This window comes from Moraxella macacae 0408225 (genome assembly GCF_000320365.1).
Classification (GTDB): domain Bacteria; phylum Pseudomonadota; class Gammaproteobacteria; order Pseudomonadales; family Moraxellaceae; genus Faucicola; species Faucicola macacae.
In genome coordinates this window covers 828,430-845,392 of record NZ_ANIN01000001.1, presented here as the reverse complement: position 1 = coordinate 845,392, position 16,963 = coordinate 828,430, and the positions used below count along the sequence as shown (strand labels likewise).

General features: G+C 40.8%; 11 protein-coding genes, 2 tRNA genes and 3 rRNA genes. 2 read left to right on the top strand and 14 right to left on the bottom strand.

What is annotated here, in order from left to right; all coding sequences use genetic code 11:
- Positions 1-22: 22 nt before the first annotated feature.
- The 9 genes from rrf to secA form a co-directional block, all read right to left on the bottom strand.
- Positions 23-136, bottom strand: a 5S ribosomal RNA gene (rrf, locus tag MOMA_RS03855).
- Positions 137-283: 147 nt separating this feature from the next.
- Positions 284-3,136, bottom strand: a 23S ribosomal RNA gene (locus MOMA_RS03850).
- Between the two features lie 413 nt (positions 3,137-3,549).
- A tRNA-Ala gene (locus tag MOMA_RS03845) sits at positions 3,550-3,625 on the bottom strand.
- A 12-nt stretch (positions 3,626-3,637) separates the two neighbouring features.
- Positions 3,638-3,714, bottom strand: a tRNA-Ile gene (locus tag MOMA_RS03840).
- Between the two features lie 99 nt (positions 3,715-3,813).
- Positions 3,814-5,344: ribosomal RNA gene (locus MOMA_RS03835) — 16S ribosomal RNA — on the bottom strand.
- Together the 16S, 23S and 5S rRNA genes with 2 tRNA genes alongside form the textbook arrangement of a ribosomal RNA operon.
- Before the next feature lie 650 nt (positions 5,345-5,994).
- Complete coding sequence (locus tag MOMA_RS03830) at positions 5,995-6,441, bottom strand: hypothetical protein (protein ID WP_009767297.1); 447 nt, start codon at positions 6,439-6,441, stop codon at positions 5,995-5,997.
- Positions 6,442-6,458: 17 nt separating this feature from the next.
- Positions 6,459-7,151: a phosphate regulon transcriptional regulator PhoB gene (phoB, locus tag MOMA_RS03825; RefSeq protein ID WP_009767296.1), complete on the bottom strand. Its 693-nt coding sequence runs from the start codon at positions 7,149-7,151 to the stop codon at positions 6,459-6,461.
- Between the two features lie 23 nt (positions 7,152-7,174).
- Positions 7,175-7,573 carry a hypothetical protein gene (locus tag MOMA_RS03820; RefSeq protein ID WP_009767295.1) on the bottom strand — a complete coding sequence of 133 codons (399 nt, stop codon included), beginning with the start codon at positions 7,571-7,573 and terminating at the stop codon, positions 7,175-7,177.
- 149 nt (positions 7,574-7,722) lie between these two features.
- On the bottom strand, positions 7,723-10,527 hold the full coding sequence (gene secA, locus MOMA_RS03815) for a preprotein translocase subunit SecA (RefSeq protein ID WP_009767294.1): 2,805 nt from the start codon (positions 10,525-10,527) through the stop codon (positions 7,723-7,725).
- A gap of 311 nt (positions 10,528-10,838) precedes the next feature.
- Between secA and fdxA the strand changes: the two genes are divergently transcribed.
- A complete protein-coding gene (fdxA, locus tag MOMA_RS03810; protein WP_009767293.1) occupies positions 10,839-11,162 on the top strand; it encodes a ferredoxin FdxA in 324 nt (107 codons plus the stop codon).
- 105 nt (positions 11,163-11,267) lie between these two features.
- Here the strand turns inward: fdxA and MOMA_RS03805 are convergent, their stop codons facing one another.
- The 3 genes from MOMA_RS03805 to MOMA_RS03795 are packed head-to-tail and all read right to left on the bottom strand — an operon-like array spanning position 11,268 to position 14,250.
- The gene (locus tag MOMA_RS03805) at positions 11,268-12,062 is read right to left on the bottom strand and encodes a 3'-5' exonuclease (protein WP_009767292.1); all 795 of its coding nucleotides are present in this window, start codon (positions 12,060-12,062) and stop codon (positions 11,268-11,270) included.
- Positions 12,063-12,082: 20 nt separating this feature from the next.
- The gene (gene cysM / locus MOMA_RS03800) at positions 12,083-13,039 is read right to left on the bottom strand and encodes a cysteine synthase CysM (protein ID WP_009767291.1); all 957 of its coding nucleotides are present in this window, start codon (positions 13,037-13,039) and stop codon (positions 12,083-12,085) included.
- Positions 13,040-13,086: 47 nt separating this feature from the next.
- Positions 13,087-14,250, bottom strand: a complete 1,164-nt coding sequence (locus MOMA_RS03795) for a restriction endonuclease subunit S (RefSeq protein ID WP_009767290.1) — start codon at positions 14,248-14,250, stop codon at positions 13,087-13,089.
- Positions 14,251-14,502: 252 nt separating this feature from the next.
- Here MOMA_RS03795 and MOMA_RS03790 point away from each other — a divergent pair, with 252 nt between their 5' ends.
- Positions 14,503-15,909, top strand: coding sequence for an ATP-binding protein (locus MOMA_RS03790; protein WP_009767289.1), 1,407 nt, complete (start codon positions 14,503-14,505; stop codon positions 15,907-15,909).
- Positions 15,910-15,912: 3 nt separating this feature from the next.
- Here MOMA_RS03790 and MOMA_RS03785 read toward each other — a convergent pair whose 3' ends face one another.
- Together MOMA_RS03785 and hisH are read right to left on the bottom strand one after the other, a co-directional pair.
- Positions 15,913-16,092, bottom strand: coding sequence for a hypothetical protein (locus tag MOMA_RS03785; RefSeq protein ID WP_040624807.1), 180 nt, complete (start codon positions 16,090-16,092; stop codon positions 15,913-15,915).
- Between the two features lie 181 nt (positions 16,093-16,273).
- Positions 16,274-16,906 (bottom strand): imidazole glycerol phosphate synthase subunit HisH, encoded by a 633-nt coding sequence (gene hisH, locus MOMA_RS03780; RefSeq protein WP_009767288.1) that lies wholly within the window; start codon positions 16,904-16,906, stop codon positions 16,274-16,276.
- Positions 16,907-16,963: the final 57 nt, after the last annotated feature.

Here is a 16,963-nt window from a genome sequence, read left to right as displayed (position 1 = left end):
AGCAACAGGGGTTTAAATAGGAAGCTGACGATTACCTACTCTCACATGGGAAAACCACACTACCATCGGCGTATTGTTGTTTCACTTCTGAGTTCGAGAAGGGATCAGGTGGTACCAACAAGCTATAATCGTCAGCAAAAAGGGTATAGAGAAATGAAGCTAAGTTAAGTTTTTAGTTAACTTAGGTTCTGTCTTTATCTTTGTAAAAAGAACCAACCAATCAAGGTTTTCAATCAAGGTTTTGGTATTTAATCGTTAACCCATAAACACACTTAAGCGTTGTATGGTCAAGCCAAACGAGCAATTAGTATTGGTTAGCTACATGTATCACTACACTTCCACACCCAACCTATCAACGTCGTAGTCTACAACGGCTCTTTGGGGAAATCTTATCTTAAGGTGGGCTTCCCGCTTAGATGCTTTCAGCGGTTATCCCATCCGAACATAGCTACTCGGCAATGCCACTGGCGTGACAACCGAAACACCAGAGGTTCGTCCACTCTGGTCCTCTCGTACTAGGAGCAGATCCTCTCAAATTTCCAACGCCCACGGTAGATAGGGACCGAACTGTCTCACGACGTTCTAAACCCAGCTCGCGTACCTCTTTAAATGGCGAACAGCCATACCCTTGGGACCTGCTTCAGCCCCAGGATGAGATGAGCCGACATCGAGGTGCCAAACACCGCCGTCGATATGAACTCTTGGGCGGTATCAGCCTGTTATCCCCAGAGTACCTTTTATCCGTTGAGCGATGGCCCTTCCATACAGAACCACCGGATCACTAAGACCTACTTTCGTACCTGCTCGACTTGTGGGTCTCGCAGTTAAGCGCGCTTTTGCCTTTATACTCTTTGGACGATTTCCGACCGTCCTGAGCGCACCTTCGTACTCCTCCGTTACTCTTTAGGAGGAGACCGCCCCAGTCAAACTACCCACCATACATTGTCCTTGAATTTGTTAATTCTAAGTTAGAACCCCAACATAACCAGGGTGGTATTTCAAGGTTGGCTCCACAAATACTGGCGTATCTGCTTCAAAGCCTCCCACCTATCCTACACAAGTTAGGTCAAAGTTCAATGTAAAGCTGTAGTAAAGGTTCACGGGGTCTTTCCGTCTAGCCGCGGGTACACAGCATCTTCACTGCGATTTCGATTTCACTGAGTCTCTGCTGGAGACAGCGCCGCCATCATTATGCCATTCGTGCAGGTCGGAACTTACCCGACAAGGAATTTCGCTACCTTAGGACCGTTATAGTTACGGCCGCCGTTTACTGGGGCTTCGATCAATAGCTTCGCTTGCGCTAACCACATCAATTAACCTTCCAGCACCGGGCAGGCATCACACCCTATACGTCCACTTTCGTGTTTGCAGAGTGCTGTGTTTTTAATAAACAGTTGCAGCGGCCTGGTATCTGCGACTGCCAACAGCTCAAAGAGCAAGTCTTATCACCATCAGCAGCGTACCTTCTCCCGAAGTTACGGTACCATTTTGCCTAGTTCCTTCAGCAGAGTTCTCTCAAGCGCCTTAGTATTCTCTACCTGACCACCTGTGTCGGTTTCGGGTACGATTTGTTTATGATTGTGCTTAGAAGCTTTTCCTGGAAGCAGGGTATTTGCCACTTCGCCAATAAATTGGCTTGCTGTCAGCTCTCAGTAATAGCCAAGCGGATTTGCCTACTTAGCCTACCTACAACCTTTCACCTGGACAACCAACGCCAGGCTGACATAACCTTCTCCGTCCCTCCATCGCATCATAAACAAGTATTGGAATATTAACCAATTTCCCATCGACTACGCCTTTCGGCCTCGCCTTAGGGGTCGACTCACCCAGCCCCGATTAACGTTGGACTGGAACCCTTGGTCTTTTGGCGAACGGGCTTTTCACCCGTTTTGTCGTTACTCACGTCAGCATTCGCTCTTGTGATACCTCCAGCATGCTTTACAACACACCTTCACAGGCTTACACAACGCTCCCCTACCACTTAATTGAAACAATTAAATCCGCAGCTTCGGCTCCTAGTTTGAGCCCCGTTACATCTTCCGCGCAGGCCGACTCGACTAGTGAGCTATTACGCTTTCTTTAAAGGGTGGCTGCTTCTAAGCCAACCTCCTAGCTGTCTGTGCCTTCCCACATCGTTTCCCACTTAACTAGGAATTTGGGGCCTTAGCTGGCGGTCTGGGTTGTTTCCCTCTTGACAACGGACGTTAGCACCCGCTGTCTGTCTCCCGGATAGTACTCATCGGTATTCGGAGTTTGCATCGGTTTGGTAAGTCGGTGTGACCCCCTAGCCGAAACAGTGCTCTACCCCCAATGGTATTCGTCCGAGGCGCTACCTAAATAGCTTTCGGGGAGAACCAGCTATCACCGAGTTTGATTAGCCTTTCACCCCTATCCACAAGTCATCCCCTGGCTTTTCAACGACAGTGGGTTCGGTCCTCCGATGCCTGTTACGGCATTTTCAACCTGCTCATGGATAGATCACTCGGTTTCGGGTCTATACCCTGCAACTAGACGCCCTATTAAGACTCGGTTTCCCTACGGCTCCCCTAAACGGTTAACCTTGCTACAGAATATAAGTCGCTGACCCATTATACAAAAGGTACGCCGTCACCCAACAAGTGGGCTCCGACTGCTTGTATGCACACGGTTTCAGGTTCTATTTCACTCCCCTCACAGGGGTTCTTTTCGCCTTTCCCTCACGGTACTGGTTCACTATCGGTCAGTCAGGAGTATTTAGCCTTGGAGGATGGTCCCCCCATCTTCATACAGGATTTCACGTGTCCCGCACTACTTAATATGCTTTTTTAAATGTTTAAAATACAGGACTATCACCTTCTACGGTCAACCTTTCCAAGTTGTTCTTCTACATTTAAATCAGTCGGCTCCTCCCCGTTCGCTCGCCGCTACTAAGGGAATCTCTATTGATGTCTTTTCCTCGGGGTACTGAGATGTTTCACTTCTCCCGGTTTGCCTCGTAATAAATTACGATACCTATCTTATGATAAGTGGGTTTCCCCATTCAGATATCGCCGGATCACAGGATATTGCCACCTCCCCGACGCTTTTCGCAGGCTGTCACGTCTTTCATCGCCTCTGACTGCCAAGGCATCCACCATGTGCACTTAATTACTTGACCATACAACCTTAAGCATGCTTTGTGTCATATTTAATGACATACTTCATGTATGAGCTGTATCGGTAATTGTAACGATTTTAATACCTGGTTTACGCTTGATTTTTACCATCACGGTGTTTTGTGATGGTATTTCAGTTCTCTTTACTTTATACCACCATACAGTTTTGTCAACAGATTGTGCTGTCAACAGATTGTGTGGTGGTAAAGGTTAATTATTTGTTGGAATTAAATAATTAACCCAGACTCATTTCTCTATGTTGTTATTGAATTGTCTGTCACTTCATCAGGGACAGTTCTATTATACTTAATAGAATAAAGCAATCAGTAAATCAGCAATCGTTTGTTTGTTGTACTTGTTTGTTTGCTATAATTACTTTTTCTATTAATATAAGTTTACTTGTTAGTTAATAAACTGGTGGAGTTAAGGAGAGTCGAACTCCTGACCTCCTGCGTGCAAGGCAGGCGCTCTACCAACTGAGCTATAACCCCGCTATTAAAAGCTGGTGGGTCTAATAAGACTTGAACTTATGACCCCTGCCTTATCAAGGCAGTGCTCTAACCAACTGAGCTATAGACCCTAAAAGCTGTTAAAAAGGCAATGCTTTTGGCTTTTTAACTTTATTAGCTGCTTACTCAATAAAAAACAACTTGCTGTAGATTCTCTACTACCACTGTTTTAAGGAGGTGATCCAGCCACAGGTTCCCCTACGGCTACCTTGTTACGACTTCACCCCAGTCATCGACCACACCGTGGTAATCGCCCTCTTGCGTTAGGCTAACTACTTCTGGTGCAATCAACTCCCATGGTGTGACGGGCGGTGTGTACAAGGCCCGGGAACGTATTCACCGCGGCTTTCTGATCCGCGATTACTAGCGATTCCGACTTCATGGAGTCGAGTTGCAGACTCCAATCCGGACTACGATAGGCTTTTTGAGATTGGCATCACATCGCTGTGTAGCAACCCTCTGTACCTACCATTGTAGCACGTGTGTAGCCCTGGTCGTAAGGGCCATGATGACTTGACGTCGTCCCCACCTTCCTCCAGTTTGTCACTGGCAGTATCCTTAAAGTTCCCGGCATGACCCGCTGGCAAGTAAGGAAAAGGGTTGCGCTCGTTGCGGGACTTAACCCAACATCTCACGACACGAGCTGACGACAGCCATGCAGCACCTGTATTCTAATTCCCGAAGGCACTCTCGCATCTCTGCAAGATTCTAGATATGTCAAGACCAGGTAAGGTTCTTCGCGTTGCATCGAATTAAACCACATGCTCCACCGCTTGTGCGGGCCCCCGTCAATTCATTTGAGTTTTAACCTTGCGGCCGTACTCCCCAGGCGGTCTACTTATCGCGTTAACTGCGCCACTAAGTGTTCAAGACACCCAACGGCTAGTAGACATCGTTTACGGCGTGGACTACCAGGGTATCTAATCCTGTTTGCTACCCACGCTTTCGAACCTCAGTGTCAGTATGGTGCCAGGGGGCTGCCTTCGCCATCGGTATTCCTCCAGATCTCTACGCATTTCACCGCTACACCTGGAATTCTACCCCCCTCTCATCTACTCTAGCCAACCAGTATCACATGCAGTTCCTAGGTTAAGCCCAGGGATTTCACATGTGACTTAATTAGCCACCTACGCTCGCTTTACGCCCAGTAATTCCGATTAACGCTCGCACCCTCTGTATTACCGCGGCTGCTGGCACAGAGTTAGCCGGTGCTTATTCTGTGGGTAACGTCAAGATTATCAGGTATTAATTGATAATTGTTCCTCCCCACTTAAAGTGCTTTACAACCAAAAGGCCTTCTTCACACACGCGGCATGGCTGGATCAGGGTTTCCCCCATTGTCCAATATTCCCCACTGCTGCCTCCCGTAGGAGTCTGGGCCGTGTCTCAGTCCCAGTGTGGCTGATCATCCTCTCAGACCAGCTACAGATCGTCGCCTTGGTAGGCTTTTACCCCACCAACTAGCTAATCTGGTTTAGGCTCATCTCATAACGACAGCTTGCGCCATCTTTCTCCCGTAGGACGTATGCGGTATTAATTTGGGTTTCCCCAAGCTATCCCCCATTATGAGGCAGATTCCTAAATGTTACTCACCCGTTCGCCACTAATCTTATCCAGCAAGCTGGATAATCATCGTTCGACTTGCATGTGTTAAGCCTGCCGCCAGCGTTCAATCTGAGCCATGATCAAACTCTTCAGTTTAATCTTTTATTTAGAGTTGATTTTTGCATAATATTTTATTATTATGTTATTAGTCAAACTCAGGCTCTTTTTATACTGTTTGCTCAAATAAACTTACGAAAGTTTTCTTCTGTACAAAAGAATATAAAAAGTTTTTTGTTTTATATATTTATTTGTGCCAGTAGAAAATCTACACAAGTTGTTTTTTATTTTAATTTGTTATTTAGTTTTGTTCTTAACATCGTCTGTTAATAGTTGCATATTTTATCAGCTTTATTTTTATTGTCAAGCTGTTTTTTATTTTTTATGCTTTTTTTAATTAAAAACTTTTGATTAAAAAACTTTTGATTAAAAAAACTTTTAATTAAGATTAAGTAAGTTGTTTTAATTAAGTTGTTTTAATTAAGTTGTTTTAATTAAGTTGTTTTAATTAAGTTGTTTTAATTAAGTTGTTTTAATTAAGTTGTTTTAATTAAGTTGTTTTAATTAAGTTGTTTTAATTAAGTTGTTTTAATTAAGTTGTTTTTATTTAAAAAAATTATTTGTTTAAGCTTTGTTGCTTAACTTAACTTTGTTGCTTAAGTGGGTGCGTATTATATAGAAGTTTTTGGATAGGTCAAGGGGTTTTTTGAATTATTTTTTTATTTTGTTATTTTTCAATGAGTTATGAATTAATTTTTTACGCTTTTTAGAACAGTCAACTGATAATCATGATGGCCAAGCGTGCCATAATGCCCTTTTTGACTAAGCTCTGCTATAAATTCCGCTTCAAAATCCAACACTTGATTGTCAGGCGTTGTCTGTACACCTGCTTGTTTTGCCAAATCATCAATGACAGACATTGGATCGTATAAATGATAAGTGGCAGATTGGTTGCTAAAAGTAGCATTGTTGCCAATTTTTTGGATATGTCCGTGATAGCGTTGGGCGTGAATTTGGTGGTCGGCAAGCACGGTATAATTACGGCGTTGCTTGGTTTGGTGCTGAAAATATTGATAAGTTGCAAAAACGCCAATCACGGTTGCGGTAGTCGCTGTCGTAGTGGCAATTAAACCAAATTTTGCTAAAGCCAGTAACGCAGATTTTGATGTTTTTGGGTTTTTGGCTTGGTTTGTCATAAGCTCTCCTTAAAATTTTACGCAGGGTATTGTGAAAAGCGATAGCCTGTGCCACGCACGGTTTGGATATAGCCATCAAAACCATACGGCTCTAGGATTTTGCGTAACCGACGAATATGCACGTCAATGGTGCGATCCTCCACATAGACATTACCGCCCCAAACGTGATCTAATAACTGTGAACGCGTGTAAGCTCTTTCACTGTGACTCATAAAAAATGCCAATAAACGATATTCAGTTGGACCAATCTCAATTGTTGTGTCGTTAATTTTTACACGCCTAGAAATTTTATCCAAACATAAGCCATTGATATTAATCAGGTTTTCATTTAAAGCACTGCCACTGCGACGCAATACTGCTTTGATGCGTGAAATGAGTTCTTTGGTGGAGAAAGGTTTTGTAATATAATCATCGGCTCCGGCATCTAAACCTTGAATTTTATTATCTTCTTCGCCTTTTGCAGTAAGCATGATGATCGGAATTTCAGACAAGGCATTGTCTTTTTTGAGTCTGCGACAAAAATCAATACCCGATATACCATTTGGCAACATCCAATCCAACAAAATCAACGCAGGCCGGCTGTCTACAACTATCCGATGCGCTTGCTCGGCATCGTTGGCTTCTAAGCATTGAAACCCTGACAATTCAAGCGTGGTTACCAACATATCTCGAATGGCAATTTCGTCTTCTACGATTAAGATAGTTTCCATATTGGTCAAATAATTCTTCAAATTTATTGTAGTTTTTGATTGACATCTGCACCGTTATCATCGGCTTTTGGAGCGTTCGGTGATGCAGGTTTGTTGTCAATCACTTGGTCGTTTTCGCTAATGGTTTCCATTGCTGAATTATCAACACCGCTTTCGATCGGCTCGCCCACATCGGATGTAGCCACGGTAACATCTGAATCCAAGTCCGCCACAGCATTGCCATCATTTATCACCGCAGGTGCGTTATTTTCATCGGCAGGGGCAGCAGACATTGGTATGGCTTCGGTGGTCGATGCAAGATTGTCGCTTGTTTTTTCAACCGGTTCAGATTTACTACAGGCGGTTAGTGGCACTGATAAAACCAACAAACCGATTAAACTGATTTTTTTTATTGTTATTTTTTTTATTGTTATCTGTAGCATGCCTACCCCTTAAAAATGAAAATATTTTATCATAAACACTGGCTAATTTTTTAAAAAATTTAACTCAATATTTTAAAAAATTAATTTTGTTTATTATAAGTCAAAAAATTAATTCACCACAACTCATTTGTTTTGATTTGGGTTTTGTTTTAAATTTTGCCATGACATTGTTTGTATTTTAACCCCGAGCCACAAGGACAATTGGCATTGCGACTGATGTTTAAATCAGCATATGGATTTTCTTCTGTGGTATCAGCAACCACAACAGGGGTGCTAATGGTCGCACCCATGTTAAACTGATAGTTTGCACGTCCCATTGGGTGGCGGTTACGCACAGCCATATCTGGATCTTCGCTAAGTTCGCCTGTGATACCGTTCATTTCTTGGTGTTCAAAATGTAGGCGCATTTGCTCAGCTTGCAATTTTTGCAAGGCCTCCATTTCCGCCATTTCTTCTGGGGTTGGAATGTGTACAATGGATAAATCTTGCACGGTTTCAGATTTAATCGCTCCAAGCATGCTTTGAAACAAATTAAACGATTCGGATTTGTATTCTTGTTCTGGATTTTTTTGGGCATAACTGCGCAAATGAATGCCTTTACGCAATTGATCCATTTGGTTTAAGTGTTCTTTCCAATGTTTATCCAAATTTTGGAGCATAAAATGACGCTCGAGTCGCCCTGCATCGGCGGCCATTTGCTCACGGCGATAACGATAATTGGTAATTGCAGCATCGATGATTTTTTCGCGCAAGCCTTCTTCATCTAAACGGCGATCTGCATCCAACCAGTCATTAATTGGCATGGCAATGTGAAATTCATCTTCTAATTCATCTTCTAAACCATCAACATTCCATTGATCATCAATCGAACCTTGTGGGATAAATTCGTTAATCAACGCATTGTACACATCGTGGTGCATTTCTTCAATGGTGGCTTGTAAATCAGCAGCTTCCAACAATTCATCGCGTTGGCGGTAAATCACTTTACGCTGTTCATTGGCAACATCATCGTATTTAAGCAGATTTTTACGAGCATCAAAATCACGATTTTCCACTTTACTTTGGGCATTTTCAATGGAGCGCGACACCATTTTATGCTCAATCGCTTCATCTTCTTTTAAGCCCATTGCACGCATCATATTTACAACTTTATCGCCTGCAAAAATCCGCATTAAATCATCTTCAAGTGATAAAAAGAAACGCGACTCGCCCGGATCACCTTGACGCCCCGCCCGGCCACGCAATTGATTGTCAATGCGACGACTTTCATGACGTTCCGAGCCAATAATATGCAGCCCCCCTGCTTCTAGTACTTGTTTGTTTTTGATTTGCCAATCAGCCTTGGCTTGCTCTTTCATTTCTGGGGTAACATTTTGTAGTTTTGCCAATTGTGCCTGCCAGTTGCCTCCCAAAATAATATCCGTACCACGTCCTGCCATGTTGGTTGCAATTGTAACTGCATCGGGAGCGCCTGCTTGAGAAATAATATCGGCTTCGCGTTCGTGTTGCTTGGCGTTTAAAACATTATGAGCAATGCCCTCTTTGGTCATCAATTGCGACAACACTTCACTGGCTTCAATGGTCGCCGTACCAACCAAAATCGGGGCGTGTTTTTGTTTAATACGCTTAATTTCGCGGATAATGCCTTGATATTTTCCCATTTTGGTTAAGAAAATTTGGTCGTCTAAATCCACGCGTTGAATGGGTTTGTGGGTTGGAATAACCACAACATCAATATCGTAAGTTTGCTTAAATTCTGCCGCTTCAGTGTCGGCCGTCCCCGTCATGCCTGACAATTTATCGTATAACCGAAAAAAGTTTTGAAACGTTGTTGTTGCAAGAGTTTGGTTTTCTGCTTGAATTTCCACGCCTTCTTTGGCTTCTACCGCTTGGTGTAAACCCTCGGACCAGCGTCGCCCTGGCATGGCACGTCCTGTGTTTTCGTCAATAATGACAATTTCACCGTCTTGAACAATATAACTTATGTCTTTGATAAATAAATGATGGGCCCGAATGGCGGCTTGAACATGAGCAAGCAGTGGCAAACGTGCAGGGCTATACAGACTTTCATGTTCACTCATTTGCCCTTTTTCTATTAAAAATTTTTCAATTTTTTCATAGCCTTTTTCGCTAATTTCAATTTGACGATTTTTTTCATCTATCCAAAAATCATGTTCGCGGTTTTCGCGGTTGCCCTCTTCGCTTTTAGATGCTTTTAGGCGATCAACAATGTTGTTAATTATTACATAAGTTTCAGCAGAATCTTCAGCTTGCCCTGAAATAATCAGTGGCGTGCGTGCTTCATCAATCAAAATAGAGTCAATTTCGTCAATAATACAGTAATTTAAAGGGCGTTGTTTTTTTTCTTGCATGCTAAACACCATGTTATCACGCAAATAATCAAAACCATACTCGTTGTTCGTGCCATAAGTGATATCAGCAGCGTATGCCCCAAATTTTTCCATCGGATTTTGTTGTGAATAAATCACCCCAACCGTCAAACCCAAAAATTCAAACAATGGGCGGTTTAACTCAGCATCGCGGGTCGCCAAATAATCATTTACTGTTACCACATGCACGCCTTTTGCACTGATCGCATTTAGGTAAATTGCCAACGTTCCCATAAGGGTTTTACCCTCGCCTGTACGCATTTCAGCAATTTTACCTTCGTGCAAGGTAATACCGCCGATCAATTGCACATCATAATGACGCATACCAAGTACGCGTGATGATGCCTCACGACACACCGCAAAAGCCTCTGTTAACAAATCATCAAGGCTTGTGCCATTTTGGTATTTTTCTTTAAATTCAAGGGTTTTTTGCTTTAATTCTTCGTCGCTTAGGGCTTGAATTTTTGGTTCTAAGGCATTGATTTTATCAACCAATTTTCGCATACGTTTTAGTTCACGGTCGTTTTTTGTACCAACCACTTTGCCAATCACTTTACCTAACATGACACAATCCTACACAAAATAAATTTTGCTATTATAATAGGGGTTTAACTTTTAAGATACAAGTTTTCTGGCGGGTTTTTTAAAAATAGTTTAAAAACAGTTTAAAAACAGTTTTGACAGTAATTTATTGCCTAAAAGAATTGTTAAATGTTGTAGAAAGCGGTAAAATATTATGTTGATTATTTTATTAATTTTTTATTAATTACTTTATTTTTAAACTGTTATATTTTTAATTATATATTTTTTTAATTATATATTTTTTAACCAATTTATTTTTTTAACCGATTCATTATTAAAAGGTAGCCGTCGCTATGGCCTTTGTTGTAACTGATAACTGTATCCGTTGTAAATACACCGACTGCGTAGAAGTCTGTCCTGTAGACTGCTTTTACGAAGGTCCAAATTTTTTGGCTATTCACCCTGATGAATGTATTGACTGTGCCCTGTGTGAGCCTGAATGCCCTGCCAATGCAATTTTTAGCGAAGATGAAGTACCAAAAGGTCAAGAAGTGTTTATTGAGCTTAATGCCGAACTTGCCGAAAAATGGCCAAACATCACCAGTATGATAGAACCCTTGCCTGATCATAAAGAATGGGACGGTGTACCAAATAAATTGCAATATTTGGAAAAATAATCCACACAACCAAAAACCCACACAAAAAGACTTACACAAAATACATTCTGTGTAAGTCTAACTGTGTAAGTCTAATTTGGCTTTTATTATTTGGTTTTAATTGCTTTACTCGCCCATTTTTGGTCTTTGCCATGCTTGCAAAAACTGTGCATGACGAAGTGTGTCATCGCTATTTTTAATACTTTGTAAATATTCGTGCGTGTAGTTTTCCCATGCCAAACTTTCGTCAAAGGTCATTTTGCCAACCAAACGCAAATAACGCAAATATAAAAGCCAAGTATTTAACACATCACTTTCGCAATAAGTGGTGAGTTTTTGCCATTCACCCGCCTGTAGCATAGGCAAAACATCATAGCCATCAAGAGCTTGTTTGCCTGCAAAACCAGATGCCGTTGCAACCACATCAAGTTTTTGATAAGCACCACTCATCGCGGTTTTTAACATCAGATCAGTATGACGGTCGTGGTAACGGTTGATATAGTTGTTATATTTCATCTCACCTGTATTTTCAGCAAACAGTTTTTGGGCGCAAAGTCCATAATGCAAGGCACGATAAGTCATGACAGGAATATCAAATCCTTTGCCATTCCAACTCACCAATACGGGCAATTTATCAATTGAGTTAAAAAAAGTTTGTAGAATTTCTTGTTCGCTATGTTCATTTAACGACAAGGTTTTTAAAGACATTTTACCATTGTTGATCCACAAAACCGACAAACACACAATTTTGTGTAGTGGCAAAGGCATAAACGGATTACCCACTTCATCTTCACGCAACTGTATCATTTTAGCAAGCGCTTCATCGTCATCAAGCTGACTAACCTCTGGATACAGGCGTTTGCCAATCTCGACATCAGGTATGGTTTCAATATCAAATACTAAAATCGGTGGAAAATTCATATGCATTCCTTTTTTGTTAATTAATCATCAATTCCGTACAAGCCTGTAGACAAATATCTATCACCGCGGTCGCAAACAATAAACACTATCAGAGCGTTTGGGTTGTCTTGATAAATCTGTTTGGCAAGGTTTAATGCTGCAAATGCCGCCCCACCCGATGACACACCACAAAAAATCCCTTCTGTTTTGGCCAGTTTGCGCATGGTTTTTTCTGCATCTGTTTGGTTAATATTGACAATTTTATCCAAATACGAACTGTCAAAAATTTTGGGCAAATACTTAGGACTCCAGCGACGAATGCCTGCAATATTTGAATTTTCATCAGGTTGTAGTCCGATGATTTGGATAGCCGGATTTTTTTGTTTTAAGAATTTTGCCACGCCCATGATCGTACCTGTCGTTCCCATAGCACTGACAAAATGGGTGATTTTACCCCCTGTTTGTTGCCAAATTTCAGGGCCGGTTGTATGATAATGAGCAAGCCAGTTATCGTTGTTGTTAAATTGGTCAAGCACCACACCCTTGCCAGCAGCTTGCATCGCAAAAGCCAAATCGCGTGCCTGCTCCATATTTTCTGCATCAATTAAAGTTGCTCCATACGCACGCACAGCATCTTTACGCTCTTGAGTGGAATTTTTTGGCATAATGAGTGTGATATTTAGTCCAAGCATCGCCGATACCATCGCCAAAGCAATGCCTGTGTTGCCACTGGTTGCCTCGATCAAGGTATCACCAACTTTGACATCACCACGCTCTAAGGCGGATTTTATCATATTTAGTGCAGGGCGATCTTTGACAGAACCTGCAGGATTATTGCCCTCCAGTTTGGCAAAAATATTCATACCATGTGGAGCAAGGCGCTGTAATTTCACAAGAGGTGTGTTGCCAACCGTCTGTTGCAAGGTGGTGGCCGCTAAACTTGCTGCTTTGTCTAAACTTTCTAACTGTGTATTTGTTTGGTTTTGATAGGATTGCATACTAGATCTCTTTGGATTGATTAATTTGGATTGCTTTAATTTTATAACTAACTTATTTTGGCAAAAGTTAACAGTTGTGTGCGGTAATATTCGTATTGCTTGGTTCTTAATTCTATTTCTTTTGGTAAACCGTGAGAAATGGAATTGGTTAGGGTTTCAAATTTGTCTAATATTGAAACGATTTTTTGTTGCGTTGCTATTGGGGGAATGGGGATTTTTTTATTGGCGAAATTACTTATCCATTGGCGTTTGTGGTCGGTATTATTTTCTTGCGGCAAAGTATTTAACCAATAATAAATAAACTTTAATAAATATTGTGTTTCATCTTTTGATGTAATCATTTTCATTGCTGATGATTTGGCTTTAAAGTCAAAATCAACCCATTTATTTGCGGTTGTAAAATCGTCAAAAATAATAACGGGGTTTTCAGATGCTTTATAAATGCCATTTGTTTCATCTGTAAACCCTAAAATAAATGTTTTACCTGCAGTTAATACTGGCGTTTTATAATTGTCATTATATACCGTTGATTTAACTAAATATTTAGTTGGCTGTTCATAATTAGCAACATCGCCCAAACTTCTCCATTCCACTTCATCGCCAAAACTAAGCAGCTTATCCCGATAATATTGGTATTGCTTTTTACGCAAAATAAGCTCTTTTATTAATTCGCTATTTAATGCAGTGAATTTATCCAATATTTTAACAATTTCATTTTGTACATCTAGGGGCGGAATTGGAAATTTAAATTGTTTAAATCCATTCATATCCACTATTGGGAAATTTGAAGCCCTTGTATTATTTTTGCACCATTTACCAAGCTCAAAACAATAATAAAAAATAAACCTAATATCAAACTTATTTACATATTCTTTTTTAATGCTTAAATTGGTAAATTGCTGATTTGATAAATAAGGAGTAGTAACCAAAGCATGCTCGCCAATTGTAGCGGTAGTTGCAATAATAATTGAATTTTTTGGAAAAAGTTTACCACCCTTTACGCCTTTTTCATTCACCATTTGAATGGCAGAGTTTAATATTCTACCATTTTCGCGAATATCTTCCATTCTAAACCATGCAATTGTGCCATTTTCCCAATATTTAGCATTTCTTTTTGATGGCGTATAACCGTTTTTAATATTGAAAATTTCTTCAATAGAATGCCACGCAACTTCTCTCCTACCCAGCAACCTTTCTAAAAATCCAATCATCGCCCCGCCCTGCCTTTTACAAACGCACAATTTTTCTATTTTATAGTTGTGCTAAAAATATGTCAATGTTTTAACAACCACACTGTGCTAAAAACCACACTGTGCTTTGAGTGGGTTTAACCATGCCAGAAAAATTTGCCGTTTTGGCAAAATTTTACTATTATAGCCATAACCAATCACTAACATGACCAATCACTAACATAATTAATCACAATAAGCATTAACAAAAAAGCATTAACAAAAGGCAACTCAATGAAATCTTTGCAAACTTTGCGACACGGCTACAGCAACACTTGGCAAACCACTTCGATGGTGATGTTAATGGTGATATTGGCGGTTAATTTGACTTTGTGGTTTTTTTGGCGAAGTTTGTATTTGCCTGAATTAAAAATCCATGCCAATTATTTGGCAAATCAGCTTGTTATGTTGGATAAATTGCACACCGATTGGCATGACAACAAAGCGGTAACAGACTGGGTTATTCACACATCGCACATTGATCTTGTTACCACGCCAGATGCTTTTCCCGATGTAGAGGATAAACTGTTTGTTGGTTTTTTTACCGATAAAATGCAAACTCAAATTCAAGCCGTTACCGGCCGTCCTGCGGTGGTATATTTTAAATTTAAACCCGTGCCAATATTGTACATTCAAGACAGCAAGCACCCTGAATTTTGGCTGCAAGAACCGGTTAAATTTTATGCACAATACAGCCCAACCACGATTTTGTTTTTTGTGCTAGGCATTCCGTTTTTGACTTTATTAACCATTATTTTTTTGGTGCGTCAATTAAACCGCCCACTCAAACGCTTACAAAAAACCGCCCTAGATTATATCACGCTGGGACATGCCAATCATTTGGCAACCAACCAAGGATCAACTGAAATTCGTCAGGTAAATTTGGCATTTAATCGACTGTTTGACAACCTAAGCCAAACCCAAAAAGAACGCAACATCATGCTGGCAGGCATTTCGCACGATTTACGCACGCCGTTAACACGCATGCGCTTAACCGCTGAAATGCTGCCTGATGAGTTTTTAAAAGACGGGCTTGTGTATGACATTGAGGATATGGACGCGATTTTGGAGCAGTTTATTTCATTTATGAAAGATGGATCGGACGAAGCGGTGCGATTGACCGATTTACGCCCAATTATCCATGAAATTATGGTGCAATTTGCTCCGTTGGCATTTGAATTGGCAATTGATGATGATTTGCCAAACATTGCACTGCGCCCACTGTCTATAAAACGCTTAATTGTCAATTTAGTAAATAATGCCAATCGTTATGGAAAACCGCCAATTTGCATTGCAGTTCATGTACTAAATCAGGCGGTACAAGAGGAAAATCTCACCAACCTTGCCAATGAAACTGTAGAAAAACCAACAACTGACGTATTATCACCACAAAATTTATTAGCCCCACAAAATTTTTTGCAAATCAGTATCAGCGATGCAGGCAATGGTGTTGCAGAGGATCAGTTGGAGCGCATCATGCAACCGTTTGAACGTGGCGAAACCGCTCGCACCACTCAAGGAAGTGGACTGGGCCTGGCAATTGTTAGTCGGATCGCCCATTTGCACAACGGCCACGTATTGGCAAAAAATCAGCCTAATGGTGGCCTTATTGTTAGCGTATTGATTCCAATTATGACTTAACGTTTATTTTTTTGTACCGATCAGCGGTGGCAACTCATCACTGACATTGGTGGCGGTTACTGGGTTGGTTAAAGTGGCTTGAGTTTGGGCAACACTTGGAGCAATGCTCGGTTTATACAAATAGCTGTAATAACCAAACGCAGCAACATTAAGCAACAATAGCATTAAAAAAACATGACGCATAAAAAATCCTTGTAATTGTACGAAATTTCACCAAGTTTAACAAATTTTACAAAAATTTGTTGATTTATTTTTGAGTTGATTGAAACCAGTTTAATCCATTTATCCAATTTGGCAGCTTTTATTAAAACAATTGTTCATTGAAACAGTTGTTCATTGAAACAGTTGCTCATTGAAACAACCGTTAAATCTGCCAATCCACAAAATTTTTCAGCAATTGTAAACCTGCAGTATGACTTTTTTCTGGGTGAAATTGGACAGCAAACAAATTATCTTTGATGACACTGGCACAAAAATCCAGTCCATACTCACAGCGAGCAGCAAGGATTGTCGGATCTTTTGGTATACAATAAAAACTATGCACAAAATAAAAATGCGTGTTTTGTGCAATGCCCTGCCAAAGCGGGTGCGATCTGTCTATGCCATGAATGGTATTCCAGCCCATGTGTGGAATTTTAAGCTCGGGGTTTTGTTGCAATAAGTTTGTATCAAATTTATTCACATGACCTGGCAAAATTTTTAAACAAGCCACGCCGCCGTTTTCTTCTGATTGTTCAAACAACGCTTGCATGCCAACACAAATTGCCATGATGGGTTTGTTAAATACCGCTTGTTTTACCACATCGTCAATGCCAAATTTTGTCATGCCTGCCATGCAATCTTTCATCGCACCGACGCCGGGAAATACGATTTTATCGCAAGTTTGGATTTGTTTTGGGTTTTGGGTGATAATAACATCAGCACCGACGTTGGTTAACGCCTTACCCGCTGAATGCAAATTGCCCATACCATAGTCTAATAATGCAATTTTTGTCATGTCATCTCCAACAATAAACATCAAAATTTGATAATCACCACTATATTAACGGTAATT